Origin of the sequence: Microbacterium sp. 8M (genome assembly GCF_902506375.1) — a bacterium.
GTDB lineage: Bacteria > Actinomycetota > Actinomycetes > Actinomycetales > Microbacteriaceae > Microbacterium.
Genome location: NZ_LR733284.1, coordinates 2,981,778 through 3,005,284 on the forward strand (window position 1 = coordinate 2,981,778; position 23,507 = coordinate 3,005,284).

Consider the following 23,507-nt stretch of genomic DNA (forward strand, 5'->3'; position numbering starts at 1 on the left):
CGTGCTCCACCTCTGCCTCCCCCGCCGAACGCGCGGCCCGCCGTCGCGACGCGATACGGTTTTCGGCGGAGGTCCTGCCCATGTCATCTGTCCCCCCGACCGCATCCGACCAGGCCACGGCCGAGCCGAGGAACGCGCTCGACCGCTTCTTCGAGATCACCCGCCGCGGCTCCAGCGTCGGCGCAGAGATCCGCGGCGGCGTCGTGACCTTCGTGACGATGGCCTACATCGTCATCCTGAATCCGATCATCCTGTCCAGCTCCAAGGACATCGCGGGCACTCAGCTCGGCTTCGTCCAGCTGAGCGCCGTGACCGGCTTCACCGCCGCGGTGATGACGATCCTGTTCGGCCTGATCGCACGCCTGCCGTTCGCGTTCGCCGCGGGCCTCGGCATCAACGCCTTCCTCGCGTTCTCGGTGGTGGGCGAGGTGACCTGGGCCGAGGCGATGGGTCTCGTCGTCATCAACGGCCTCATCATCGTCCTGCTGAGCGCCACCGGGCTGCGCCGGATGATCTTCGAGGCCGTCCCCATGCAGCTCAAGCTCGCCATCACGGTCGGCATCGGCTTGTTCATCGCGTTCATCGGCCTCGTGAACGCCGGATTCGTGACCTCGACCAAGAGCGATTCGCCGCCGGTCGGGCTGGGCATCGGCGGCTCGGTGGCCACCGCGCCCACCCTCGTCTTCGTGATCACCCTGCTGCTCACCGCCATCCTGGTCGGGCTGCGCATCAAGGGCGGCATCCTGATCGGTCTCGTCTCCGGCACGGTGATCGCCGTGATCGTCGAGGCGATCTGGCACCTCGGGCCGAAGGTCGACGGCGACAAGGTCCACCCGGGCGGCTGGGGCCTCACCGTGCCGACGCTTCCGAAGAACCTCGTCGCCGTCCCCGATCTGTCGCTCATCGGCCACGTCGACCTGTTCGGCGCCTTCGGCCGGATCGGCGCCGTGTCGGCGCTCATGCTCGTGTTCACGCTGGTGTTCACGAACTTCTTCGACGCCATGGGCACCATGACCGGGCTCTCGAAGGAAGCGGGCCTCGCCGACGACAAGGGCGAGTTCCCGCGTCTGCGCTCCGCGCTCATCGTCGAGGGAGTCGGCGCCGTCGCCGGTGGCCTGACCTCCGGATCCTCCAACACGGTGTTCATCGAATCCGGCGCCGGCATCGGCGAGGGCGCGCGCACGGGCCTGGCCAACATCGTGACGGGCCTGCTGTTCCTGCTCGCGATGTTCTTCACGCCGCTCGTCTCGATCGTGCCCACCGAGGTCGCGGCCGCTGCGCTCGTGATCGTGGGCGCGCTCATGATGAGCCAGATCCGCCACATCGATCTCACCGACTTCACGGCGCTTTTCCCCGTGTTCGTCACGGTCACGATCATGCCGCTCACCTATTCGATCGCGAACGGCATCGGCGCCGGCTTCATCAGCTGGGTGCTGGTGCGCGCGTTCTCCGGTCGGATCCGCGAGATCAGCCCGCTGCTGTTGATCGTCACGGCCGGCTTCGTGATCTACTTCGCGCGCGGCCCCATCGAGGCGCTGCTGCACTGACCTGCACGCTCCGACCCCGAGCACTCAGCGCGCGCTTTCCCTGGTCGTCGAGGCCCCCTCGCAGCATCCGCGCCCCCTCCGGTGGGCGCCCGCGCGAGGGGGCCTCGGCGCGCAGAGGGGGCCTCGGCGCGCCAGGCGCGGACGCGGACGCCAGGCGCACACGCGGAGGCAGGGCGCGCGAGCTTCAGAGCGCGAGTGGGACGCCCGCCTCCGGCACGCGCAGACGCTCGGCGAGATCCGCGTAGCCGAACTCGCGCACGAGCCGCTCCCGGGTCTCGGAGAAGTGGTGCCACCCCTCGGCGTGCACGGGCACGATCACGGCGTCGCCCAGCACCCGCGCGGCCTCCACAGCGGTGCGCGCGTTCAGCGTCAGATCCGCGTCCCCGAAGCGGCCCACGTTCGCGGCTCCGGCGAAGAGCACCGCGATGTCGATGCGACCGATCCTCTCGACGATCGCCGACACCACGTCGACCGAGGCGTTGTCCCCGGACACGTACAGCACCGGTTCGCCGGGCGCCGACAGCACGAACCCGGTCACGGTGCCGGACAGCGCCTCGGCCCCCTCCGGCCCGTGCAGCGCCGGCACGGAGGTGATCTCGACCGGCCCCGCCCGGTGCGTCTGCCACGGGGCGAGGCCCGTCACGCCGTCGATCCGCGCCCCCGCCTCGGGCGTGGAGAGCACCACCCCGGCGCGCGGCAGGAACGCGCGCCCTGCCTCGTCGAGGTTGTCGGGGTGCTGGTCGTGCGAGAGCAGGACCACGTCGATCGCGCCCACCTCGTCGGCGCCGAGCGCCGGGCCGGTGAGCTTGTGCAGCGGGATGCCGCCCGGGTAGGTCCGCGGGGCGTCGAAGGTGGGGTCGGTGAGCAGGCGCAGGCCGGCGTACTCGATGAGCGCGGTCGGCCCGCCGATGAGCGTCAGGGTCACGGTGTTCAGGGTCACGGTGTTCTCGGTCACGGTGTTCTCGGTCATGGCTCCATCGTGCCGACGTCGTCGCCGCACCGGGAGTGGCCCTGATGACACCTTCCGATAAGATCGGGCCATGCGCACCGCCGCGGTCCTCGCTTTCCCGGGCATCAGCCCGTTCCACCTGTCCGTGCCGCTCATGGTCTTCGGCGGCGTCGGCGTGCGCTCGGTCGAGGCCGCGTATCGCACGGTGACCGTCGCGGAGGAGCCGGGGCCGGTGCGCACGGCGGCCGGGCTGGACCTCGTCGTGCCCGAGGGTCTGGACGCCCTCGCCGCCGCCGATCTCGTGGTGATCCCGAGCTGGGATCCGGATGTCGCGCCGAGCGGTGCACTCCTCGGGGCGGTGCGCACCGCGCACGGCAACGGGGCGAAGGTGCTGGGCCTGTGCCTGGGCGCCTTCGTGGTGGCCGCGAGCGGCATCGCGACCGGCCGGGAGGTGTCCACGCACTGGTCGGCGGGCCCGCAGCTCGCCGCACGTCACCCGGAGCTCACCGTGCGCTGCGAGGCGCTGTGGACCGACCTCGGCGACGTCGTGACGTCGGCAGGGGTCGCGGCCGCGCTCGACTGCTGCCTGCACATCGTCCGCACCGAGCTGGGCAGCGCCGTGGCCGCCGACCTGGCGCGGTCGCTGGTCATGGCGCCGCACCGGGAGGGATCCCAGGCGCAGTTCCTTTCCCGCCCGCTCGCCGCGGCGCACGACGGCGACGAGATCGACCGGGCGATCGCGTGGGCCTTGGAGCGGATCGCCGAGCCCGCGCCGCTCGATGCCTGGGCCGGCGCCGTGCACCTGTCCCGCCGCACGTTCACGCGGCGGTTCCGCGCGCGCACCGGCAGCAGCCCGGGAGACTGGCTGCTGCAGCGCCGGCTGGACGAGGCGCGCCGCCTCCTGGAGGCATCGGATCTGCCGGTCGACGCCGTGGCCCAGCGCACCGGGTTCGGCAGCGCCGTGACTCTGCGCCACCACTTCCGCGCCCGCTTCGGCACCACCCCGGGGGCGCACCGCCGCGCGTTCGCAGATCCGGCCTGAGGATCCTCGAACCGGTACCGGGAGGATCCAGCCCGGGAATGACGAAGGGCCCCCGGCACGGAGCCGGGGGCCCTTCGCGTACGTCCTTGCTTACAGGGCGCTGTACTTCGACTCGTCGCTGCGCTCCTCGCTCAGCAACCGGATCGAAGGCCGCCGCGCGGCCTACAGTGCGTTGAAAACCTCGCGCAGCAGAGCGGCGGTCTCGGACGGCGTCTTGCCGACCTTGACGCCGGCGGCCTCCAGGGCCTCCTTCTTCGCCTGCGCGGTGCCCGCCGAGCCGGAGACGATGGCGCCGGCGTGGCCCATGGTCTTGCCCTCGGGGGCGGTGAAGCCGGCGACGTAGCCGACGACCGGCTTGGTGACGTTGGCCTTGATGAACTCGGCGGCCCGCTCCTCGGCGTCGCCGCCGATCTCGCCGATCATCACGATCGCCTTGGTCTCGGGGTCGGCCTCGAACGCGGCGAGCGCGTCGATGTGCGTGGTGCCGATGACCGGGTCGCCGCCGATGCCGATGGCGGTGGAGAAGCCCAGGTCGCGCAGCTCGAACATCATCTGGTACGTCAGGGTGCCCGACTTCGAGACGAGGCCGATCGGGCCCTTGCCCGTGATGTTCGCCGGCGTGATGCCCGCGAGCGCCTCACCCGGGGTGATGATGCCGGGGCAGTTCGGACCGATGATGCGGGTCTTGTTGCCCTTCTCGGTCGCGTAGGCCCACGCCTCGGCGGAGTCGCCGACCGGAACGCCCTCGGTGATGACCACGAGCAGCGGGATCTCGCTGTCGATGGCCTCGATCATCGCGTCCTTCGTGAACGCGGGCGGCACGAAGGCGACCGACACGTTCGCCCCGGTCTTCTCGATCGCCTCGGCGACGGAGGCGAACACGGGCAGCTCGATGGCGTTGCCGTCCTTGTCGGTGTGCGAGACCGTGGTGCCGGCCTTGCGCGCGTTCACGCCGCCGACGATGTTGGTGCCCGCCTTCAGCATGAGAGCGGTGTGCTTGGTGCCCTCGCCGCCGGTGATGCCCTGGACGATGACCTTGGAGTCCTTGTTGAGGTAGATCGACATGTTCCTTGTCCTTGTCTCGGGAGCCGGGTCAGGCGTTGGCCAGCTCGGCGGCCTTGTCGGCGCCCTCGTCCATGGTGGCGGCGAGCGTGACGAGCGGGTGGTTCGCGGCGGTGAGGATCGCGCGGCCCTCCTCGACCTGGTTGCCATCGAGACGGACGACCAGCGGCTTGGTGGCCGCGTCGCCCAGGATCTCGAGCGCCTTGACGATGCCCTCGGCGACCGCGACGCAACTGGTGATGCCGCCGAAGACGTTCACGAAGACGCTCTTGACCTGCTCGTCGCCGAGGATGACGTCGAGGCCGCTCGCCATGACCTGCGCGTTCGCGCCGCCGCCGATGTCGAGGAAGTTAGCCGGCTTCACGCCGCCGTGGTTCTCGCCGGCGTACGCGACCACGTCGAGGGTCGACATGACCAGACCCGCGCCGTTGCCGATGATGCCGACCTGACCGTCGAGCTTGACGTAGTTCAGGCCCGACTCCTTGGCCTTCGCCTCGAGCGGGTTCTCGGTGGCCTTGTCGGCCAGCTCCTCGTGCTCCGGGTGGCGCACCTCGGAGGCGTTGTCGTCGAGGGTGACCTTGCCGTCCAGGGCGATGATGTCGCCCTCCTCGGTCTGCACGAGCGGGTTGACCTCGACCAGGGTCGCGTCCTCACCCTTGTACACGTCGTAGAGCTTCACGAACACATCGGAGACCGCGTCGAGCAGGTCCTCCGGGAAGTTCGCGGCCTTCGCGATCTCGAGCGCCTTGTCCTTGGTGATGCCGGTCAGCGGGTTGACCTCCACTCGGGCGAGCGCCTCGGGCTTCTCGACCGCGAGCTGCTCGATCTCCATGCCGCCCTCGACCGAGCACAGGCTCAGGTAGGAGCGGTTGGCGCGGTCCAGCAGCACCGAGAAGTAGAACTCGCGCGCGATGCGGGCACCCGCGGCGACCATGACGCGCTTGACCACGTGGCCCTTGATATCCAGGCCCAGGATCGCCTTGGCGGCCTCGTACGCCTCGTCCGGGTTCTTCGCGACCTTCACGCCGCCGGCCTTGCCGCGGCCGCCGGTCTTGACCTGCGCCTTGACGACGACCACTCCGCCGAGCTTCTCCGCGGCTGCCTTCACCTCCTCGGGGGTGTCGGCGACGATGCCGGCGAGGACCGGCACTCCGTACTTCTCGAAAAGGTCTCGTGCCTGGTACTCGTAGAGGTCCACGTGCAGTCCTTCGCTGGTTGCGACGAATGGGACGCGACAGGAATTCTGTCGGGTGTCGATGTGATTCGACCCGGTCAACCAGCCTACTACCGCGGAATCGCGCTTCCTGACCGCCGTCCGGGCCGCCGAAGGAGGCGACGACGGCGTGCCCTGACGCACAGCGGTGCGCGCGGGAGCAGGGGAACTAGGCTTTGCTGCTATGACAGAGCACGCCGACGTGTCCCCCGCCCGCACCGCCGTGGTGCGCGCGGCGCTCGAGCTGTTCTCCGCCCAGGGCTTCGACTCGACCTCGGTCGAGCAGATCGCCAAGGCCGCGGGCATCTCGCGCTCCACCTTCTTCCGCCAGTTCGGCGGCAAGGACGACGTCGTCTTCGCCGATCACGAGGAGCTGCTCGAGGGACTGCGCCGCTACCTGGACCGCCCCCACGCCAATCCGTGGACTGCTGTGTGCGACGCGTCGATGATGGTGTTCCGCGCGTTCGCGGCCGACCCCGAACTCGCGCGTCTGCGCTACCAGGTCGTGCGCGAGGTGCCGACCCTGCGCGACCGCGAGATCGTCGCGGTGTTCCGGTACGAGCGCCTCTTCGACGAGTACCTGCGCCGGTCGCTGCCCGACCTGGATCCGCTCGACGCGGTCGGGTTCGCCGCGCTCGTCACCGCCGTGCACAACCATGTGCTCCGCCGCCTGCTGCGCGGGTCTCGCACCTCCGCGGCCTCGCTCCGGCGGGCGCTGGACGACGTGCTGCGCCGCTACGGCGTGCACCCGGACGGCATGAAGGAGCCCGGGGAGGACGCGGTCATCGTGGCCGTGTTCCCGCGCTCGATGCCGATGGCGGAGATCACGCGGCGCCTGCGCGACGAACTGGAGTGAACCCCGCTCGTCTCTCGCCGTCCGCCCGGATCCGGTGTCGGTCGCGGGCGTGAATCGCGGTACGCTGTCTCATGAATCTTGAGACTCAGTCTCATGCCCCGGATGGAGACCTCATGAGCAACGACGCCCGCTTCCCCGGCGAAGCCGTCACCTCCTACGATCTGACCGGCCGTCAGGGCACCGACTACTACGAGGTCTTCTCCGACATCCCCGCCGCGGATCGCGCGCACTGGGAGCGGGCGCAGGCGTACGTCGACGAGGTCGCGCCGCGGATGCTCGAGGCCTGGGATCGCGCCGAGTACCCGCTCGAGGCCGCCCGGCGCATGGGCGAGCTGGATCTCGTGGTCGACGGCATCGAGCACCCCGCCCTCACCCGGATGAGCCCGCTCGCGGCGGGCCTGGTGAACATGGAGATCTCCCGCGGCGACGGCTCGCTCGGCACGGTCCTGGCCGTGCAGGGCGGCCTCGCGCTGCGCACCCTCGCGCTGTTCGGCAGCCCGGAGCAGCAGGAGCGCTGGCTGGTGCCGCTCGCCGACGGCTCCGTGCTCGGATCCTTCGCACTCACCGAGCCCGATCACGGATCCGACTCGGTCTCGCTGGAGACCGTCGCTCGGCGCGACCCTTCGACAGGCTCAGGGACCGGGGAGTGGGTGCTGCGCGGGGCGAAGAAGTGGATCGGCAACGGCGCCTCCGGTGGCATCACCTTCGTGTGGGCGCGCGTGGACGACGAGGGCGCGGAGGACCACGGATCCGTGCGGTGCTTCCTCGTGGAGCAGGAGCGCCCGGGGTATCAGGCCACCGTCATCACGGGCAAGGTGTCACTGCGCGGGATCCACCAGGCGCACATCCGCCTCGACGACGTGCGCGTGCCGCTGGACGCGGTGCTGCCCGGCACGCACAGCTTCAAGGACGCGTCCACCGTGTTGTACGCGACGCGCTCCGGCGTCGCCTGGTCGGCGCTCGGGCACGCCACCGCCTGCTACGAGGCGGCGCTCGCGTATGCGAAGACCCGGATCCAGTTCGGCAAGCCGCTCGCGAAGTTCCAGATGGTGCAGGAGCGCCTCACGCACATGCTCGAGGAGCTCACCGCGATGCAGCTCTACTGCCGCCGGATGGCCGACATGGACGAGGCGGGCACGCTGCGGCCCACGCAGGCGTCGCTCGCGAAGTTCCACAACACCCGCGCCGCTCGGCGCATCGCCTCCGCCGCTCGCGACCTGCTCGGCGGCAACGGGATCCTGCTCGAGAACGGCGTCATGCAGCACATGGCCGACATCGAGGCGATCCATACCTACGAGGGCACCGAGAGCGTGCAGGCGCTGCTCATCGGCCGCGACATCACCGGGATGAGCGCGTTCGTCTGAGCGATCCCGGTCGCCTCGGCGCTGCGGACGGCCTCAGTCGCAGGCGCAGCCGCCGGACGGCGTCTTCACCATGAAGCACACGTCGCAGACGCCGTAGTCGCGCTCCGCGAGCGGCGTCGCCTTCGGTGCGCGCGGCTCGGCCTTGGGCTTGGCGGCAGCCCGGGTCCCGGACGCGCGCGCAGTACGGGCGGCGGCGACGGGGGTGCCCGGCAGCTCGCTGGGGTGCGTCACGTAGAAGTAGGGCGCGCGGCCCTCGCTCGGCGCGAGCGGCAGGGGGCGCCCGGAGACGACCACCACCTCGTCCTCTGTGAAGCCGTTCGTGTAGGTCCGTCCGATGTGCAGGGACGCGCCCTCGCCGCGCCGGATCGCCTCGATGTAGCGCCCGCGGTCGATGAAGGTGCTGATGCCCACGGCCTCCACGATCGCGCGGATGAAGTCGTGGTTCACCGGGTCGATGCGCTGACCGCGCAATGCCTCGGCGAGCGACTTGTACGGACGGGAGGTGCCGGTGGGGGTCGGGCCCTGGACTTCGTTCATCAGTACCAGGATCCCACGTCCGGCTCTGCGTCACCTGCGCGCGTGACAGACTGGCGGCATGCCTCGCGCCACCGTCATCGGAAGCGGCCCGAACGGACTCGCCGCCGCCGTCGCGCTCGCCCGCGCAGGCTATGCGGTCGAGGTGCTCGAGGCCGCACCGACGATCGGCGGCGGGGTGCGCAGCGCCGAGCTCACCCTGCCGGGCTTCGTGCACGACGTGTGCTCGGCGGTGCACCCCGCGGCCTACACCTCCCCGTTCTTCCGCGCGTTCGGGACCGGCCGCATCGACTGGATCATTCCGGAAGCGGCATATGCGCACCCGCTCGACGACGGCCGCGCCGGCATCGCCTGGCACGACCTGGAGCGGACGGCCGACGGGCTGGGCCCCGACGCCCGGGCCTGGCGTGCGCTGCTGCGTCCGCTGAGCACCCACATCGACGGCGTCCAGGACTTCACCGGCGGGTCCCTGCTGCGCATCCCGCGGAACCCGGTCACCGCAGTGCGCTACGGGCTGCGCGTGCTGGAGCAGGGCACGGCGATGGCGGCGCACACCTTCCGCACCGCGGAGGCGTCCGCCCTCGTGGCCGGCGTCGTCGCGCACGCCAACACCGCGCTGCCGTCGCTCAGCGGGGCCGCGGCCGGTCTGCTGCTGATGGCGCAGGCGCATGCCGGCGGCTGGGCGTATTCCCGGGGCGGCGCGCAGCGGATCGCGGACGCGCTCGCGGACGACCTGCGCGCGCACGGCGGCGCGATCCGCACCGACGCACGCGTCACCGACCTGTCCGCCGTGGACTGGGGGGATCCGCGCCGCGGCGACCTGCTGCTGCTCAACACCGCACCGCGGCTCGCACTCACCCTGCGGGACGTGCCGGAGCGCTACGCCGCGGCGATCCGCAGATACCGCTATGGCCACGCCGCCGCCAAGGTCGACTTCGCCCTCGACGGCCCGGTGCCGTGGACGAACCCCGGGGTCGCGCTCGCCCCCACGGTGCACGTGGGCGGCACCCGTGAGGAGGTGTGGACGAGCGAGAATGCGGTCGCCCACGGCCGGATCTCTCCGCGCCCGTACGTGCTCGTCGCGCAGCCGTCGGTGCTCGACGACACCCGCGCCCCCGCCGGGAAGCAGGTGCTGTGGGCGTACGTCCACGTGCCGGCGAACTCGGACGCGGATCCGACCGAGCTGATCGTGCGGCAGGTCGAGCGCTTCGCCCCCGGTTTCCGCGACCGGATCCTCGCCAGCCACGCGGTGCCGGCCCGTGAGCGCGTGCACCTGAACCCGGCGGAGATCGGCGGCGACATCTTCGGCGGCGCCTTCACGATGCGCCAGGCCTTCGTGCGGCCCGTGCTCTCCCCGGCTCCGTGGCGCACGCCGATGCCGGGCGTGTACCTGGCGTCGGCGGCGACCCCGCCGGGCCCGGGCGTCAACGGCATGGCCGGCTGGCACGCGGCTCGCACGGCGCTCGCGGACGCCGGGCAGCGCGTCGAGCTGGCGGATCTGTTCGGATCCTGATCGGGCGGGCAGGATGGGATCCATGCGCTACGAGATCCCCGCCCCGATGCTCGCGAAGGCCGCCGCCGCGGTACCGGATCCGGTGAAGTTCCCCGACGGACTGCTGTACGAGCCGAAGTGGGACGGGTTCCGCGGACTCATCTCCTGGGACGGCGAGACCGTCGAGATCGGCTCCCGCGGCGCCAAGCCGCTCACCCGCTACTTCCCCGAGCTCGTCGAGGCGATCCCGCGGCTCCTGCCCGGGCCGTGCCTGCTGGACGGGGAGATCGTCGTGGCGACCGGCCCCGCCGGATCGCAGCGCCTGGACTGGGAGGCGCTGAGCCAGCGGATCCACCCCGCGGCCTCCCGGGTGAACAAGCTTTCCGTGGAGACGCCGGCGATGTTCATCGCGTTCGACCTGCTCGCCGACGGCGACGAGGACCTGCAGCCCCTCCCCTTCGGCGAGCGCCGCGCCCGGCTGGAGCAGCTGTTCGCCGACGTGCCGCACCCGCTGCACCTCACCCGGACGACCACGGATCCCGACCTCGCCCGGCGATGGCTCGCGGAGTTCGAGGGCGCGGGCCTCGACGGCGTCGTCGCGAAGCCGCTCGACCAGCCGTACGCCCCCAACAAGCGCACCCTGTTCAAGGTCAAGCACGCCCGCACGGCCGACGTCGTCGCGCTCGGCTACCGGATCCACAAGAGCGGATCCGGCGTCGGATCCCTCCTGGTCGGCCTGTACGGCGAAGACGGCGTGCTGCGGCAGGTGGGCGGGGTCGCGGCGTGGAGCGACGCGATGCGGCAGCAGCTCGTCGACGATCTCGCGCCCCTGGTCGAGCGCGACGAGTCGGGCGCGGCGGTCACGGGTGAGGGCGAGCGGTCGCGCTTCAGCGGGGCCAAGGACACGTCGTTCGTGCGCTTGCGCCCCGAGCGCGTGCTCGAGGTGCGCTACGACCAGCTGGAGGGCTGGCGGTTCCGGCATACCGTGCAGTTCGAGCGCTGGCGCGACGATCGCGAGGCGAGGTCGTGCACCTACGAGCAGCTGGACACGGTCGGCGGCTACGACCTCGGCGACGTCATCGACTAGGCCCGGACGGGGTCACTCCCCGACGCGCTCGCCGTTCTCGTCCCAGTTCGCGGCGACCTTCTTGGACGGCTGCACGCGCGGCGGCTCTCCCGGCATCTTCGGGAACTCGGGCGGGAACGGCATCTCGCCGAGCCCGTTCTCCACGTCGCGCTCCCACCAGCTCAGCAGCGTGTCGATGCGCCCCGGCGCGTCCTGCATGTGCGCCCAGGGGTCGCCGACGTCGGCGAGGCGCTGCGGCACGGTGCGGACCGTGAACCGCGTCGGATCCGCCTCGTCCAATTCGTCCCACGCGATCGGCGTCGACACGGTCGCGCCAGGCAGCGCCCGCGGGCTGTACGCCCCCGCCATGGTGCGGTCGCGGTTGGCCTGGTTGAAGTCGACGAAGATCCGCTCCCCGCGCTCCTCCTTCCACCATGCGGTGGTCACCCGGTCGGGCATGCGCCGTTCCAGCTCGCGCCCCGCGGCGATCACCGCGTGCCGCACCGTGAGGAACTCCCACTCCGGCACGATCGGGCAGAACACGTGCAGCCCGCGATTGCCGCTGGTCTTGATGAACGCCTCCAGCCCGGCCTCGCGCAGCACGGCACGCAGCTCGTGCGCGGCCGGGATCGCCTCGGCGAAGCCGGTGCCGGGCTGCGGATCCAGGTCGATGCGCAGCTCCACCGGGTTGTCGGTGTCCGCGGCGAGCGAGGCCCAGGGGTGGAAGACCACGGTGTTCATCTGCACCGCCCAGACGATCGCGGCGGTCTCGGTGAGCACGATCTGCGGGTGCTTGCGCCCGCTGTTGTAGGTGCACATCACGCTCTGCACGAAGTCGGGGGTGCCCTTGGGCGGGTTCTTCGAGAAGAAGCTCTCCCCGCCGATGCCGTCGCGGTACCGCTCCAGAGACACCGGGCGATTGCCGGTGGACGTGAGGAAGGCCGTTGACACGGCCTGCACGTAGTCGGCGAGCTCGACCTTCGTGATCGGGCCGCGCGCTTGCCCTGAGCCTGTCGAAGGGGCGGGCCAGATCGCGCGGTTGGGGTTGGACAGGTCCAGCGACCGGTCGCCGTCGGGGCCGGGGATGGTCAGCGTGATGCGCTCGGATGCCATGCCTCGACCCTAGGGTGCGCCGCCGACGCCGCGCCAGGGCGACCGGAACGGGAGCTCAGCGCAGCACCCGCCCTGCCTCGGCGCGGATCTCCGCGGCGATCGCGTCGAGCAGCTCGGAGCGCAGGTTCCACTGCTGCCAGAACAGCGGTGACGTGGTCTCCCCGTCGTCGAGGCGCACCAGCCGCCCGTCGGCGAGGCCGGGCTCGGCGTGCGGCACCGGAAGCAGCGCCCAGCCCAGCCCCAGCTCCACCGCCACCGAGAAGTCCGCCGACGCCGGCACGTGATGGCGCGGCACGGGCCACGGATCCACGCCCCGCTCGCGCAGCCAGTCCTGCTGCATCAGGTCGCGGCGGTCGAAGTCGACGAACGGCGCGCGGTAGAGCGCGTCGGCCGTCACCCCGTCGGGGAACCACCGGCGCGCGAACCCGGGTGAAGCGGCGGCCACGTAGCGCAGCGCGCCGAGCGCCTCCACCCGGCAGCCGCCGACCGGCTCCGACTCGCTGGTCACGGCGGCCATCACCGTGCCCGACTCGAGCAGCCGCGCCGTGAAGTTCTGGTCGTCGCGATGCAGGTCGAACTCGACGTCGTACCGTTCGGACAGGCGCGCGAGCGGTGCGAGGAACCACGTCGCCATCGAGTCCGCGTTGACGGCGAGCGGGATGCGCACCCGCGCGCCCTCCGCTTCGCCGGCGAGTCCGAAGCCGGCGATCGCATCGCGCTCGAGGAGGGCGACCTGGCGGCCGAACCGCGCCACCGCCTCCCCTGCCTCGGTGGCGCGTGCCGGCTTGCTGCGCACGACCAGGATCCGCCCGAGCTGCTGCTCGAGGGTCTTGATCCGCTGGCTCACCGCGGAGGGGGTCAGCAGCAGGCGGCGAGCGGCCGCATCGAAGCTGCCCTCGTCGAGCACCGCGGCGACCGTGCGCGCCGATTCCGGATCCACCTGCACATCAGTGATCCTAATCTCGCTTAAGGAATCTTCGCTGGAACTGAATCATTCGCCGACCTACGCTCGGAACGTGCTCACCCTCCTCGCCGGCCTCGGCCTCATGTTCTCGCTCATCGTCGCCGTCGGCGCCCAGAACGTGTACGTGCTGCGCCAGGGACTGCGACGGGAGCACGTGCTGCCGGTCGTGCTCATCTGCGCCGCCTCGGACGCGGCGCTCGTGCTCGCAGGGACGGCCGGGCTGGGCTATCTCGTGAAGACCCTCCCCTGGCTCATCGTCGTCGCGCGCTGGGCAGGGGCGATCTCCCTCGTGCTGTACGGGATCCTCGCCGCCCGGCGGGCGTGGCGCTCCGGGGGCGAGGCGCTGATCGCCGACGGCGCGGACAGCCCCGCCGACGGCCCGGCCGGCCTGCCCTCCGCCGTCGCCGGCACCGCGACGCTCACCCGCACGGCCCCGCTGGCGCCGGTGATCCTCGCCACGCTCGCGTTCACCTGGCTGAACCCGAACGTGTACCTCGACACCGTGCTGCTCATCGGGTCGATCGCCGCGACGCACGGCGACCAGCGCTGGCTGTTCGCCGCGGGCGCGATCACCGCGAGCGTCGTGTGGTTCTTCGGCCTCGGCTACGGCGCCCGCCACCTGGGGCGTTGGCTGCGCACGCCGCGCGCCTGGCGGATCCTGGACACCGGCATCGCTGTGCTGCTCGTGGCGATGGGGATCGGCCTCGTGCTGCCGGTCTTCTTCGGCTGAGGCCCGCCGTCGGCTGAGGCCCCCGTCGTCCGCTGAGCCGGCGACAGCGCCGGCTCGAGCGGCACCCGCCGGTCCCGTCAGCGGAAGAGGGCGATGATCGCGTCCCGGCGCGCCGCCTCGAGGGCGGGATCGAGACGCCCCGACGCCGCCAGTCGCGCGACGCCGTGCAGGAGGCTCCACAGCAGCTCAGCCCGCACGACGGCATCCGCACCCTCCGCCCCGCTCGCGGAGGCGGCCCGGAGGAAGGGCGCGAACGCGTCCCGCAGCGGCGCAGGCGTCTCCTCCGCCGCGAACACGATGCGGGTGCGCGCCTCGAACATCGCGTCGTAGAGGGCGGGGTGCTCGTGCGCGAAAGCGAGGTAGGCCTGCACGACGTGCGCGAGCGGATCCGCTTCGCCGGCCGGCTCGGCCAGGACCGCCCCCATCTCCAGGAAGCCGTCGATCATGACCTGCTCGACGATCTCGTCACGACCGGCGGGGAAGCAGCGATACAGGATCGGCTGGCTGAACCCGATCTCCTCGGCGAGCCGGCGCACGGTCACGGCCGGCCACCCCTCCGTCTCGGCGACCCGCCGCGCGGCGTCGACGATGGCGCGGGAACGGTCGGCGATATCCGCACGGGGTGACGTTGACGGGGTCATGCGTCGATGTTAGCATCGCTAACTGTTAGCACTGCTAACCGAGAGGAGAAGCCCATGTCCGCCGTCATCATCGTCACCGCCATCGGCGCGATCGCCGCCATCGCCGTCATCTTCGGCACGGATGTGCTCGCCGCCGTCGTCCTGCGCGCCGTCTATGCCGAGGTCGACGCCCGCACCCTCGTCCAGGTCGTCGGCCGCGGACACTACTACGGCGACCGACGGCTGCCCGTCGTCGGCGTCGCGAGCGTCGTGCTCACCGCGGCGACCGCCGCACTCTCGGCATTCTGGGGCAGCGCGGCCGCCGCCGTTCTCGCGGCCGTCGCGCTCGCCGCTCTCGTGGTCTGGCTGGTGCTGTTCGGCACGGTAGCGAAGCCCATCAACACGACGCTCACCGCGGCCGCACTGGCCGGCACCGTGCCCGCGGACGCTCGCGCGCTGCAGGATCGATGGGAGTCGATCATCCCGCTGCGCGCGACCCTGCAGGGGCTCGCCCTGGTGCTGCTCTGCGTCGCCCTGGCCGTGCGCTGATCCACGACAGCATCACCGCCAGGACCACTCCCGGGACGGAGCTCAGCGCCCGTCGATCTCCGCGAGCCGGAACGCGACGAGTTCGCGGATGAGATCCTCGGGGATCGCGGATCCCGGCGCGAAACGGATGGCGCCCGTGCTCCACTCCGCGCCGTCGACGCCTTCGACGAGCCCGGCCACGGCGGCGACCGCCGCGCTGCTGAAGGGATAGACGCCGAGGTGCTTCGCGGCGCGGATCGCCGAGATCACGGCCTTGCCGTGATGCTTCAGCGCCGGCATGCGATAACTGATCGCCTGCTCCGCATCGGGCGCGAGCTCCTGCGCGATCGCGTACACGCGGGCCAGCGCCGCACGATCGGAGTCGTCCTCGACACCGGCGAGATAGTCGTCCACCGCACCCATGCGGTCATCCTGGCACGCGAAGGGTGCGGCGCGCACCCCCACCGGAACGACGAAGGCCCGCCCCGGCGAACCGGGACGGGCCTTCGTGCGAGCCCTTCGACGGGCTCAGCGACCGGATGGTCAGATGGCGTTGACGTCCAGCGGGATACCGGGGCCGAACGTGGTCGACACGGCGCCCTTCTGGATGTAACGGCCCTTCGAGCTGGACGGCTTGAGGCGAACGATCTCCTCGAGCGCGGCCTTCATGTTCTCGCCGAGCTGCTCGGCCGAGAACGACGCCTTGCCGACGACGAAGTGCACGTTGGCGTGCTTGTCGACGCGGAACTCGATCTTTCCTCCCTTGATCTCCTCCACGGCCTTGGCCGGGTTCGGGGTCACGGTGCCGGTCTTCGGGTTCGGCATCAGGCCGCGGGGACCGAGCACCTTGCCGAGACGGCCGACCTGGCCCATGAGCTCCGGGGTGGCGACGGCCGCGTCGAACGCGGTCCAGCCGCCGGCGACCTTCTCGATGAGCTCGGCGCCGCCGACCTCGTCCGCACCCGCGGCGATCGCGGCCTCAGCGGCCGGACCCGTCGCGAACACGATGACGCGGGCGGTCTTGCCGGTGCCGTGCGGGAGGATGACGGTGCCGCGCACCATCTGGTCCGCCTTGCGCGGGTCGACGGAGAGCTTCAGCGCGACCTCGACGGTGGAGTCGAACTTCGCGGAGCCGGTCTCCTTCGCCAGGGCGACGGCCTCGGCGGGGGTGTAGAAGCGGTCTGCCTCGATCTTCGCGGCAGCAGCGTTGTAAGCCTTGGACTTGGTAGCCATTGTTATCTCCCTCAGCCCTCGACCGTGATGCCCATGGAGCGGGCGGTTCCGGCGATGATCTTGGACGCGGCGTCGATGTCGTTCGCGTTCAGGTCGGCCTGCTTCTGCTCGGCGATCTGACGGACCTGCTCGGCGGTGATCTTCGCGACCTTGACGGTGTGCGGAGTGGCGGAGCCCTTCTGCACGCCCGCAGCCTTCTTGATCAGCTCGGCGGCCGGCGGCGTCTTCAGGATGAACGTGAAGCTGCGGTCCTCGTAGACGGTGATCTCGACGGGGATGACGTTGCCGCGCTGCGACTCGGTCGCCGCGTTGTACGCCTTGCAGAACTCCATGATGTTGACGCCATGCTGACCGAGCGCGGGGCCGATCGGCGGCGCCGGGTTGGCAGCGCCGGCGTTGATCTGGAGCTTGATCAGGCCGGTCACCTTCTTCTTCGGTGCCATAGTGATTCCTTTCTCGAGCGGCTCGGGCCCTTCGACGAGCTCAGGGACCGAGTTTCTCTCCCGCAGATCCGGCATCTCCGGAGCGCGGTGATGTTCGCGTGCCAGACGCAAACCATAAGAGTCTACCGGATCCGGGCGGGCTCCGCGTTCACGATCCGGTGCACACCAGCCGCAACACGAGAACGGCCGCCCCAAAGGGACGGCCGTTCTTCGTGCGACGGATGTCAGATCATCTTGGTGACCTGGTCGAACGACAGCTCGACCGGCGTCTCGCGCTCGAAGAGCGAGACGAGCACGGTGAGCTTGCCGCTCTCCGGCTTGATCTCGGAGATGGATCCGGGCAGGCCCGCGAACGAGCCCTCCTTGATCGTGATGGTCTCGCCGATCTCGAAGTCGACCTCGGCCGCGAGCGGACGCGCCACGGCGGTGCCGCCCTTGGCCGCGACGGCCTTGGCGGTCGGGACGTCCTTGACCTCGACGAGCGACTTCAGCATGTTGAAGGCCTCTTCGAAGCGCAGCGGCGTCGGGTTGTGCGCGTTGCCGACGAAGCCGGTGACACCGGGCGTGTGCCGGACGACGGACCAGGTGTCCTCGTTCAGCTCCATGCGCACGAGCACGTAGCCGGGGATCCGGACGCGCGTGACCATCTTGCGCTGGCCGTTCTTGATCTCGACGACGTCCTCCATCGGGACCTCGATCTGGTAGATGTCGTCCTCGACCTCGAGCGTCGACTTGCGCTGCTCGATGTTGGCCTTCACCTTGCGCTCGAAGCCGGCGTAGGAGTGGATGACGTACCACTTGCCGGGGAGCATGCGCAGATCGGCCTTGAAGGCCTCGTACGGGTCCTCCTCGGCGTCGGCGTCATCCGCCTCGGCCGCGTCGTCCTCGCCGTTCACGTCGGGACCGTCATAGGGCGTGACCTCGTCGGCCGCTGCGGCTTCGCGCTCGGCGGCCTCCTCGGCCACGGAGTCGTTGAGCACCTCGGCGGCAGCCTCGGACTCGGCCGCCTGGTCCAGGTTGAGAGCGTCGTTCACGATCGCGTCTGCCTCCGGGTCTTCTTCGAAATCGATGTCTTCGTCGTCCGCGTCATCGTCGTCGTCGCCCTCGATGTGCAGAGCGACGCGCTCCGCGGGGGTGACGGCGCGCTCCTCGAAAGCGAGGATGTCGCCCTCCTGGGCCTCGTCGTCCTCGCTGGACTGCTCGGCGGCGGTCGCCCAGTCGACGTCGTCTCCGAGGTAACGTTCGCGTTCGGACACTTGTTCTTCTCTCCTTCAGGTTCGACCCGGGGTCAGCTGCCGCCGGGCCGCGGGATCACGCGGTTTTCCCGGGAACCCCGAAGACTTGCGTCGTCAGCCACGAGAAGGCCATGTCGAGCCCGTACACCAGCGCCATCATCACGATGACGAATCCCAGAACGACCAGGGTGTACTTGACGAGCTCCTTGCGCGTGGGGGTGACCACCTTGCGGAGCTCCGCGATCACCTGACGGAAGAACAGCGCGATGCGGCCGAAGAAGCCGAGCTTCTTGTCGCGTCCCGCGCCGCCGTTCGCCGTGGAGACCACAGCGCCCGATGCGTCCTGAACCATCCTCGAGTACCTTTCGTATGCCGGCTGCGCGCCGACGCGCAGGGCGGACAGGAATCGAACCTGCAACCTGCGGTTTTGGAGACCGCTGCTCTGCCAATTGAGCTACCGCCCTAGAGGTCCGGAGACCTCTGTCCGCCTTCCCCCGTCGTTCCGGGAGACCCGGGGCACGGCGAAAGAATGCAGACAACAACTGCTCGTCCAGTGTACGGCATGCGCACGGGCCCTCCGAACCGGGCGCGCATCCCGGGCGCGGCACACGCGCTCTCGTCCCCTCTCCTCCGCACCTCCGAGCGGCCCCGGCCCGCCGTTGTTAGGCTCGGCATGCGGCCGGAACCCGACACGGACCACGCGGCCCGGAGGGAGCATCGATGGCAGCGGAGGATCGGGCGCGCCCGCACGCGCAGCAGTTCCAGGTGGACCTCCGCGGCGTCGTCGACCTGCTCAGCCGGCACATCTACTCCGGCCCGCGCGTCTATCTGCGCGAACTGCTGCAGAACGCCCGCGACGCCATCACGGCCCGTCGGGAGGTCGACGGATCCGGCGGGACGATCCGGATCCGCCCGCTCCCGGGGCCCGGGGGCGAGTTCGTGCTCAGCGACGACGGCGTGGGCCTCACCGCGGACGAGGTCGCCGAACTGCTCGCGACGGTCGGCCGCAGCTCCAAGCGCGACATCTTCGACCTGCCCCGCGACGACTACCTCGGTCAGTTCGGCATCGGCCTGCTCAGCTGCTTCATGGTCGCGGACGAGATCGTCATCCGCTCCCGCAGCGCCCGCGGCGGCAGTGCGGTCGAATGGATCGGATCCGCCGACGGCACTTTCCGCGTGCGCGAGCTCGACGAGGAGCTGCCCATCGGCACCAGCGTGCACCTGGTGCCGCGATTCGACGCCGGCGATCTGCTGCGCGCCGATGCCGTCCGCGAGCTCGCGACAGCCTTCGCCGAGTTCCTGCCCGTGACCGTGCTGCTCGAACTGCCCGGCGGCGACATCCCGATCACGCACGACGCACCCTTCCTGGATCCGCGGCAGGACCCTGCGGCGGCCGTGGCCTACGGTCGCGAGCTGATCGGATCCACGCCGCTCGACGTCATCGAGCTCACCGAACCGGCCACGGGCACGCGCGGAGTGGCGTACGTGCTCCCCTTCGCCCCTCCGCCCGGTGCACGCCAGGCGACGCGGATGTACCTCGGCCGCATGCTGCTGTCCGAGCGCACCGACGAAGTGCTGCCGGAGTGGGCGTTCTTCGTGCGCGCCGTGATCGACTCCACCGGGCTGAACCCCACGGCGAGCCGCGAGTCCCTGGTCGACGACGAGGCGCTCGCACGCGTGCGCGAGCAGCTCGGCGCAGCGCTGCGGCGCTGGGTGCTCGAGCTCGGCCTGGGCGCGCCGGACCGTCTCGCGCAGTTCGTCGCGGTGCACGAGGTCGGCCTGAAGTCCCTCGTCCGTCACGACGACGAGCTCGCCCGGTTCATCACGCGCTGGCTGAGCGTGGAGACCACCCACGGCACCATGAGCGTCGGCGAGCTCGCCGATCGGTACAAGCGGATCCGGTTCGCGGCGACCGTGGACGAGTTCCGCCAGGTCGCCGGCATCAGCCGCGCCGAGCAGATCCTGGTCAACGGCGGCTACCTGTACGACGCGGATCTGATCCGGCGCCTGCCCGAGCTCTACCCGGACGTCACCGTGGAACAGGTCGACGTCGTGGGCGAATTGGATCGGCTGGATCCGCCGCCTCTGGACGACAGGGCGGCAGCGGTCGCCCTCGAGGATCGCGCGACCGGCGTGCTCGCCGAGGTCGGCTGCGCGGTCGTGGTGCGCACGATCGATCAGCCGGACCTGCCCTCGCTGTACGTCGCGGACCCCGCCGTTCTGCGCCGCATCGATCGCACAAGGACCAAAGGGATCACCGGCAGCCTCTGGGGCGGCGTGCTGGACCGCATCGACGGGGCGGCGGGCGACCGCCGGGAAGACGATGCCGCGGCCCGGCTGTGCCTGAACTGGTCGAACCGTGTCGTGCGGTCGCTGAGCGCGGTCGGCGACGACGCCGTGTTCGCCCGCACCGTGCAGCTGCTCTACATCCAGGCGCTGCTCGCAGGTCACCGACCGCTCGGCGACGCCGACCGTGCCCTGATGACCGGCGCTCTCTCCGACCTGGTCGCCCTGTCGGCCGGAGTGAGCGATGTCGAGATGCCCCCGTTGGCGGACGACGGCGATCCCCTCACTCCGTCCTGACGGCAGGACCGATTTCCCTCGCCTCGACAGCGCACGCGGCACTTCCCGCCCACACGATGGGCACGTACAGACCCGGAGGACGACATGGCAGAACCGAAGACGCAGCTGGAGCAGCTCTTCCAGGAGATCGACCGCACGCCGTGGGGACCGCAGGAGCAGGCGCTCGTCGCCGAGGCCGTCGCACTCGCGCAGGAGATCGGCGACGAGCAGCTCGAGTACCAGGCCCGCATGCGGCAGACCGCCTCGGCGAACATGGGCGGGCTGACCGATCTGATGCTGAGCTCGTTCGCGTGGTGCCTCGCGCACCACGACGCGGACCCGGTCCGATTCCCTGCGGACATCGACAACGGCGCCGCGGACCTGATGTGGCAGTTCAAGTGGATGGCGTCGTCGCTGCGCAGCTCTCCGGCGTTCGCGCCCGAGCAGATCGCCGCCGTGCTGGACGACATGGAGGCCCATTATCGTACCGCGGGCCTCGGCATGAGCGGCGTGCTGATGGCCCGATTCGAGGATGCGCACGCCGCCGGCCGGATGGATGAGGCCGAGCGTCTGCGCGTGCAGCTGGAGGCGACCCCTCGCGATTCGCACAGTCACTGCGACGCCTGCGGCCGGAGCCAGGTCGCGGCGTTCTTCGCCGACACCGACCGCGATGCGGACGCGATCCGCCTCGTCGAGGAGATGCTCGAGGGCGGCTTCTCGTGCGGAGAGGAGCCCGAGCACGCGCTCTCGGTGTCGCTGCTGCCGTACCTGCGCCTCGGCCGCGGCGAGGAGGCGCGCTCCGCACACCTGCGCAGCTATCGTCTGGCGAAGGACAACCCCGATCTGCTCACCGCGATCGCGAACAGCATCCGGTTCTGCGCCCTAAGCGGCAATGAGGCCAGGGCCCTCACCCTGATCGAGCGGCATCTGCCCTGGCTCGCTCATGACGCGCTGAACGCCCAGGGCCACTTCCGGATGCTGACCGCCGTCGGCACCGCGCTGGACGCCGTCGCCGCAGCCGGCCACGGCGCCACGCCCGTGCGCGGGGCCGACTCCCCCGCTCTGGAGCCGTTCTTCGGCGCTCGCCGTCTCGACGGCGAGGCGTGGAGCGCGGCCGAGCTCGCGGCGGCCGCCTGGGCCGCCGCGGAGCGCATCGGCGCACGCTTCGACGAGCGCGACGGTACGGACAACCACGCCCGGCGGCTGCGCCAGGCCCGCGAGGTCGCGGCGGAGCGCTACGAGGTGCCGATCCGCAGCGACGCGTTCGCGGCTCTCCCGGTCGACACGACGCCGACGGACGACGAGGGCTGGTACCAGCGCGCACTCGACCTCGCCGGGTACGGTGCCGCCGCGGACACGCTGGACGCGCTGGCGCGCGTGATCGACACGGTCGACCCCGAGCGCCGCGCCGTGCTCACGGGCCAGCGACTGGCGGCGCTCGTCAACCTCGACCGCACCGAGGAGGCCGCCGGACTCCTGCCCGACCGGGTCCGCTCCCTGCGGGCGGCGGGACGGCACGCTCAGGCCGACCTCGAGGAGCGGTTCGGCCTGGCTCTGTTCGGCACAGCCACGGCGGAGGACACGGCCGCGCTCGCGGCGCTCCTCACGGAATCGGCGGATCCGGCCGCCGCGCTGCCGCCGGACACGCGAGGGGACATCGCGCTTACGATCGCCTTCGGCGCGGTCGACGACGATCCGCCCGCCGCGCTCGAGCTCGCGGAGCAGGCGGCGGCGCTCTTCGCCGAGGCCGGAGACTCGCGGATGGGTTACGGCGCCGAGTTCGCGGCGATCATGGCGCTGCTGCGCGCGGACCGCACCGAGGACGCGCTCGCCCGGATCGAGCGGCTGCTCGCCGATCCGGGCGCCCGGCGCGGCGTGCGGGCGCGCATCCTCGAGCTGCGCGCCCGGATCCGCGGCGGTCGCGGAGACTTCGCCGCGGGCGCGTCGGATGCCGATGAGGCGAGCCGGCTCCTCGCCGAGCTCGGCGCACGGGAGCCGCTCGCGAACGCCCAGATGCTCGCCGGAGCGCTCTGGGAGGACGCGGAGGAGCCGGAGCAGGCGCTCACCCGCTACCGTGCCGGAGCCCGCCTCGTGGAGCAGGTCGGCGGCGACGTGCCCGGGGCGAAGTACCGGGTGGCGCGCACGATGCTGAGCTCAGGAGCTGCGGACGAGGCAGCGGAGCTGTTCGGCGAGGTGCTGGAGCTGGAGGAGCGCACCGACGTCCCCGCGGGAAGCCGCGCGATGACGGCGCTCATGCTCGCCAGGGCCTTCCGCGCAGCAGGCGAGGGCGGTCAGGCATACGGCGCCTTCGGCTACGCGGCGGAGCTGTTCAGCGAGGCGGGCAACCCGGCCGATCAGGCGCTCGCCCTGATGAACCGTGCGCAGATCCTCGCGCAGTACGAGGAGCCGGAGCAGGCGCTGGAGACGCTGGAGGAGGCCGCGCAGATCGTGCGCACGGCCGAGGACGCCCCGGCCGCCGTCGTCGAGGTGCTGCACAACCTGGGTCAGTCGTACGGAGCCCAGCGCGATCCGCGCGCCTTCGCGCTGTTCGACGAGGTCGAGGCGATCGCCCGGGACAACGACGCCGCCTGGGTGGTCGCCGACGTCACCGATTCCCGGGCCCGCGCGCTGCTCTCCGCCGACCGCGTGGATGAGGGCGTCTCCGCTGCGCTCACGGCTTCCGACGGGTTCGCCGCGGTCGGTGACGCGCAGTCCGCCGGCGGTTCCGCGCTGCTCGCCGCCCGTGCGCTGAACGGTGCCGGGCGCCATGCCGACGCCGTCGCCGCCTACCGCGCCGTTCTCGACCAGGCAGAGCAGATCCCGCCGTTGCGCCAGATCGCAGCGCTCGAGCTCGGCGACGTGCTGCAGGGACTGGGCCGGGACTCCGAAGCCGCCGAGGTGCGCCTGCTCGCCGAGGACTGACGCAGATCCGTCCCGGCCCGGGACCCGCAGGG

The 23,507-nt window shown here is 71.2% G+C and carries 22 protein-coding genes and 1 tRNA gene; 10 read left to right on the forward strand and 13 right to left on the reverse strand.

The features are described 5' to 3' along the window. Positions 1-80 precede the first annotated feature (80 nt). Entirely contained in the window at positions 81-1,547 is a 1,467-nt protein-coding gene (locus AERO9AM_RS14125) for an NCS2 family permease (RefSeq protein WP_159576715.1), read from the forward strand. Between the two features lie 184 nt (positions 1,548-1,731). Here AERO9AM_RS14125 and AERO9AM_RS14130 read toward each other — a convergent pair whose 3' ends face one another. Continuing rightward, complete coding sequence (locus tag AERO9AM_RS14130) at positions 1,732-2,517, reverse strand: MBL fold metallo-hydrolase (RefSeq protein WP_159576716.1); 786 nt, start codon at positions 2,515-2,517, stop codon at positions 1,732-1,734. A 70-nt stretch (positions 2,518-2,587) separates the two neighbouring features. On the opposite strand from AERO9AM_RS14130, the gene AERO9AM_RS14135 reads away from it, so the two are divergent. Beyond that, on the forward strand, positions 2,588-3,538 hold the full coding sequence (locus AERO9AM_RS14135; protein ID WP_159576717.1) for a GlxA family transcriptional regulator: 951 nt from the start codon (positions 2,588-2,590) through the stop codon (positions 3,536-3,538). Positions 3,539-3,700: 162 nt separating this feature from the next. Here the strand turns inward: AERO9AM_RS14135 and sucD are convergent, their stop codons facing one another. Both sucD and sucC read right to left on the reverse strand, forming a co-directional pair. Then, positions 3,701-4,603 carry a succinate--CoA ligase subunit alpha gene (gene sucD, locus AERO9AM_RS14140; protein WP_159576718.1) on the reverse strand — a complete coding sequence of 301 codons (903 nt, stop codon included), beginning with the start codon at positions 4,601-4,603 and terminating at the stop codon, positions 3,701-3,703. A 28-nt stretch (positions 4,604-4,631) separates the two neighbouring features. Beyond that, entirely contained in the window at positions 4,632-5,798 is a 1,167-nt protein-coding gene (sucC, locus tag AERO9AM_RS14145; protein WP_159576719.1) for an ADP-forming succinate--CoA ligase subunit beta, read from the reverse strand. Positions 5,799-5,997: 199 nt separating this feature from the next. Here sucC and AERO9AM_RS14150 point away from each other — a divergent pair, with 199 nt between their 5' ends. Then, positions 5,998-6,669, forward strand: coding sequence for a TetR family transcriptional regulator (locus AERO9AM_RS14150; RefSeq protein WP_159576720.1), 672 nt, complete (start codon positions 5,998-6,000; stop codon positions 6,667-6,669). A gap of 113 nt (positions 6,670-6,782) precedes the next feature. Next, positions 6,783-8,033: an acyl-CoA dehydrogenase family protein gene (locus AERO9AM_RS14155; protein ID WP_159576721.1), complete on the forward strand. Its 1,251-nt coding sequence runs from the start codon at positions 6,783-6,785 to the stop codon at positions 8,031-8,033. 33 nt (positions 8,034-8,066) lie between these two features. On the opposite strand, the gene AERO9AM_RS14160 is transcribed toward AERO9AM_RS14155, so the two are convergent. Next, on the reverse strand, positions 8,067-8,570 hold the full coding sequence (locus AERO9AM_RS14160) for a hypothetical protein (RefSeq protein ID WP_159576722.1): 504 nt from the start codon (positions 8,568-8,570) through the stop codon (positions 8,067-8,069). 58 nt (positions 8,571-8,628) lie between these two features. On the opposite strand from AERO9AM_RS14160, the gene AERO9AM_RS14165 reads away from it, so the two are divergent. Then, positions 8,629-10,080: a phytoene desaturase family protein gene (locus tag AERO9AM_RS14165; protein ID WP_159576723.1), complete on the forward strand. Its 1,452-nt coding sequence runs from the start codon at positions 8,629-8,631 to the stop codon at positions 10,078-10,080. Between the two features lie 22 nt (positions 10,081-10,102). Then, on the forward strand, positions 10,103-11,146 hold the full coding sequence (locus AERO9AM_RS14170) for an ATP-dependent DNA ligase (RefSeq protein ID WP_159576724.1): 1,044 nt from the start codon (positions 10,103-10,105) through the stop codon (positions 11,144-11,146). A 12-nt stretch (positions 11,147-11,158) separates the two neighbouring features. Here AERO9AM_RS14170 and ligD read toward each other — a convergent pair whose 3' ends face one another. Together ligD and AERO9AM_RS14180 are read right to left on the reverse strand one after the other, a co-directional pair. Continuing rightward, positions 11,159-12,238, reverse strand: a complete 1,080-nt coding sequence (gene ligD / locus AERO9AM_RS14175) for a non-homologous end-joining DNA ligase (RefSeq protein ID WP_159576725.1) — start codon at positions 12,236-12,238, stop codon at positions 11,159-11,161. Between the two features lie 55 nt (positions 12,239-12,293). Further along, on the reverse strand, positions 12,294-13,184 hold the full coding sequence (locus AERO9AM_RS14180) for a LysR family transcriptional regulator ArgP (protein ID WP_159576726.1): 891 nt from the start codon (positions 13,182-13,184) through the stop codon (positions 12,294-12,296). 70 nt (positions 13,185-13,254) lie between these two features. On the opposite strand from AERO9AM_RS14180, the gene AERO9AM_RS14185 reads away from it, so the two are divergent. Beyond that, positions 13,255-13,932: a LysE/ArgO family amino acid transporter gene (locus AERO9AM_RS14185; RefSeq protein ID WP_236602628.1), complete on the forward strand. Its 678-nt coding sequence runs from the start codon at positions 13,255-13,257 to the stop codon at positions 13,930-13,932. Positions 13,933-14,009: 77 nt separating this feature from the next. On the opposite strand, the gene AERO9AM_RS14190 is transcribed toward AERO9AM_RS14185, so the two are convergent. Next, complete coding sequence (locus tag AERO9AM_RS14190; protein WP_159576727.1) at positions 14,010-14,573, reverse strand: TetR/AcrR family transcriptional regulator; 564 nt, start codon at positions 14,571-14,573, stop codon at positions 14,010-14,012. Positions 14,574-14,627: 54 nt separating this feature from the next. Between AERO9AM_RS14190 and AERO9AM_RS14195 the strand changes: the two genes are divergently transcribed. After that, positions 14,628-15,101, forward strand: a complete 474-nt coding sequence (locus AERO9AM_RS14195) for a DUF1772 domain-containing protein (RefSeq protein ID WP_159576728.1) — start codon at positions 14,628-14,630, stop codon at positions 15,099-15,101. A gap of 42 nt (positions 15,102-15,143) precedes the next feature. Here the strand turns inward: AERO9AM_RS14195 and AERO9AM_RS14200 are convergent, their stop codons facing one another. From AERO9AM_RS14200 to AERO9AM_RS14225, 6 genes are all read right to left on the reverse strand, one after another. After that, a complete protein-coding gene (locus AERO9AM_RS14200; protein ID WP_159576729.1) occupies positions 15,144-15,503 on the reverse strand; it encodes an iron chaperone in 360 nt (119 codons plus the stop codon). 120 nt (positions 15,504-15,623) lie between these two features. Beyond that, complete coding sequence (gene rplA, locus AERO9AM_RS14205; protein ID WP_159576730.1) at positions 15,624-16,313, reverse strand: 50S ribosomal protein L1; 690 nt, start codon at positions 16,311-16,313, stop codon at positions 15,624-15,626. An 11-nt stretch (positions 16,314-16,324) separates the two neighbouring features. Further along, complete coding sequence (gene rplK / locus AERO9AM_RS14210; protein ID WP_045250755.1) at positions 16,325-16,756, reverse strand: 50S ribosomal protein L11; 432 nt, start codon at positions 16,754-16,756, stop codon at positions 16,325-16,327. 224 nt (positions 16,757-16,980) lie between these two features. Beyond that, positions 16,981-18,012 (reverse strand): transcription termination/antitermination protein NusG, encoded by a 1,032-nt coding sequence (gene nusG / locus AERO9AM_RS14215; protein WP_159576731.1) that lies wholly within the window; start codon positions 18,010-18,012, stop codon positions 16,981-16,983. A gap of 55 nt (positions 18,013-18,067) precedes the next feature. After that, on the reverse strand, positions 18,068-18,343 hold the full coding sequence (gene secE / locus AERO9AM_RS14220) for a preprotein translocase subunit SecE (RefSeq protein ID WP_159576732.1): 276 nt from the start codon (positions 18,341-18,343) through the stop codon (positions 18,068-18,070). 39 nt (positions 18,344-18,382) lie between these two features. Further along, positions 18,383-18,455, reverse strand: a tRNA-Trp gene (locus tag AERO9AM_RS14225). Positions 18,456-18,711: 256 nt separating this feature from the next. Here AERO9AM_RS14225 and AERO9AM_RS14230 point away from each other — a divergent pair. Further along, positions 18,712-20,574, forward strand: a complete 1,863-nt coding sequence (locus AERO9AM_RS14230; RefSeq protein ID WP_159576733.1) for an HSP90 family protein — start codon at positions 18,712-18,714, stop codon at positions 20,572-20,574. Positions 20,575-20,658: 84 nt separating this feature from the next. Continuing rightward, entirely contained in the window at positions 20,659-23,475 is a 2,817-nt protein-coding gene (locus AERO9AM_RS14235; RefSeq protein ID WP_159576734.1) for a hypothetical protein, read from the forward strand. The last annotated feature ends 32 nt before the right edge of the window (positions 23,476-23,507 follow it).

What these genes read in the sequence shown, in the direction of transcription:
- AERO9AM_RS14125 (WP_159576715.1), top strand. Translation starts at nt 81, where the DNA reads ATGTCATCTGTCCCCCCGACCGCATCCGACCAGGCCACGGCCGAGCCG.
- rplK (WP_045250755.1), bottom strand. Translation starts at nt 16,756, where the DNA reads ATGGCACCGAAGAAGAAGGTGACCGGCCTGATCAAGCTCCAGATCAAC.
- AERO9AM_RS14200 (WP_159576729.1), bottom strand. Translation starts at nt 15,503, where the DNA reads ATGGGTGCGGTGGACGACTATCTCGCCGGTGTCGAGGACGACTCCGAT.
- ligD (WP_159576725.1), bottom strand. Translation starts at nt 12,238, where the DNA reads ATGGCATCCGAGCGCATCACGCTGACCATCCCCGGCCCCGACGGCGAC.
- secE (WP_159576732.1), bottom strand. Translation starts at nt 18,343, where the DNA reads ATGGTTCAGGACGCATCGGGCGCTGTGGTCTCCACGGCGAACGGCGGC.
- sucD (WP_159576718.1), bottom strand. Translation starts at nt 4,603, where the DNA reads ATGTCGATCTACCTCAACAAGGACTCCAAGGTCATCGTCCAGGGCATC.
- AERO9AM_RS14195 (WP_159576728.1), top strand. Translation starts at nt 14,628, where the DNA reads ATGTCCGCCGTCATCATCGTCACCGCCATCGGCGCGATCGCCGCCATC.
- AERO9AM_RS14235 (WP_159576734.1), top strand. Translation starts at nt 20,659, where the DNA reads ATGGCAGAACCGAAGACGCAGCTGGAGCAGCTCTTCCAGGAGATCGAC.
- AERO9AM_RS14150 (WP_159576720.1), top strand. Translation starts at nt 5,998, where the DNA reads ATGACAGAGCACGCCGACGTGTCCCCCGCCCGCACCGCCGTGGTGCGC.
- AERO9AM_RS14130 (WP_159576716.1), bottom strand. Translation starts at nt 2,517, where the DNA reads ATGACCGAGAACACCGTGACCGAGAACACCGTGACCCTGAACACCGTG.
- AERO9AM_RS14170 (WP_159576724.1), top strand. Translation starts at nt 10,103, where the DNA reads ATGCGCTACGAGATCCCCGCCCCGATGCTCGCGAAGGCCGCCGCCGCG.
- AERO9AM_RS14230 (WP_159576733.1), top strand. Translation starts at nt 18,712, where the DNA reads ATGGCAGCGGAGGATCGGGCGCGCCCGCACGCGCAGCAGTTCCAGGTG.
- AERO9AM_RS14165 (WP_159576723.1), top strand. Translation starts at nt 8,629, where the DNA reads ATGCCTCGCGCCACCGTCATCGGAAGCGGCCCGAACGGACTCGCCGCC.
- AERO9AM_RS14190 (WP_159576727.1), bottom strand. Translation starts at nt 14,573, where the DNA reads ATGACCCCGTCAACGTCACCCCGTGCGGATATCGCCGACCGTTCCCGC.
- AERO9AM_RS14155 (WP_159576721.1), top strand. Translation starts at nt 6,783, where the DNA reads ATGAGCAACGACGCCCGCTTCCCCGGCGAAGCCGTCACCTCCTACGAT.
- rplA (WP_159576730.1), bottom strand. Translation starts at nt 16,313, where the DNA reads ATGGCTACCAAGTCCAAGGCTTACAACGCTGCTGCCGCGAAGATCGAG.
- AERO9AM_RS14160 (WP_159576722.1), bottom strand. Translation starts at nt 8,570, where the DNA reads ATGAACGAAGTCCAGGGCCCGACCCCCACCGGCACCTCCCGTCCGTAC.
- AERO9AM_RS14135 (WP_159576717.1), top strand. Translation starts at nt 2,588, where the DNA reads ATGCGCACCGCCGCGGTCCTCGCTTTCCCGGGCATCAGCCCGTTCCAC.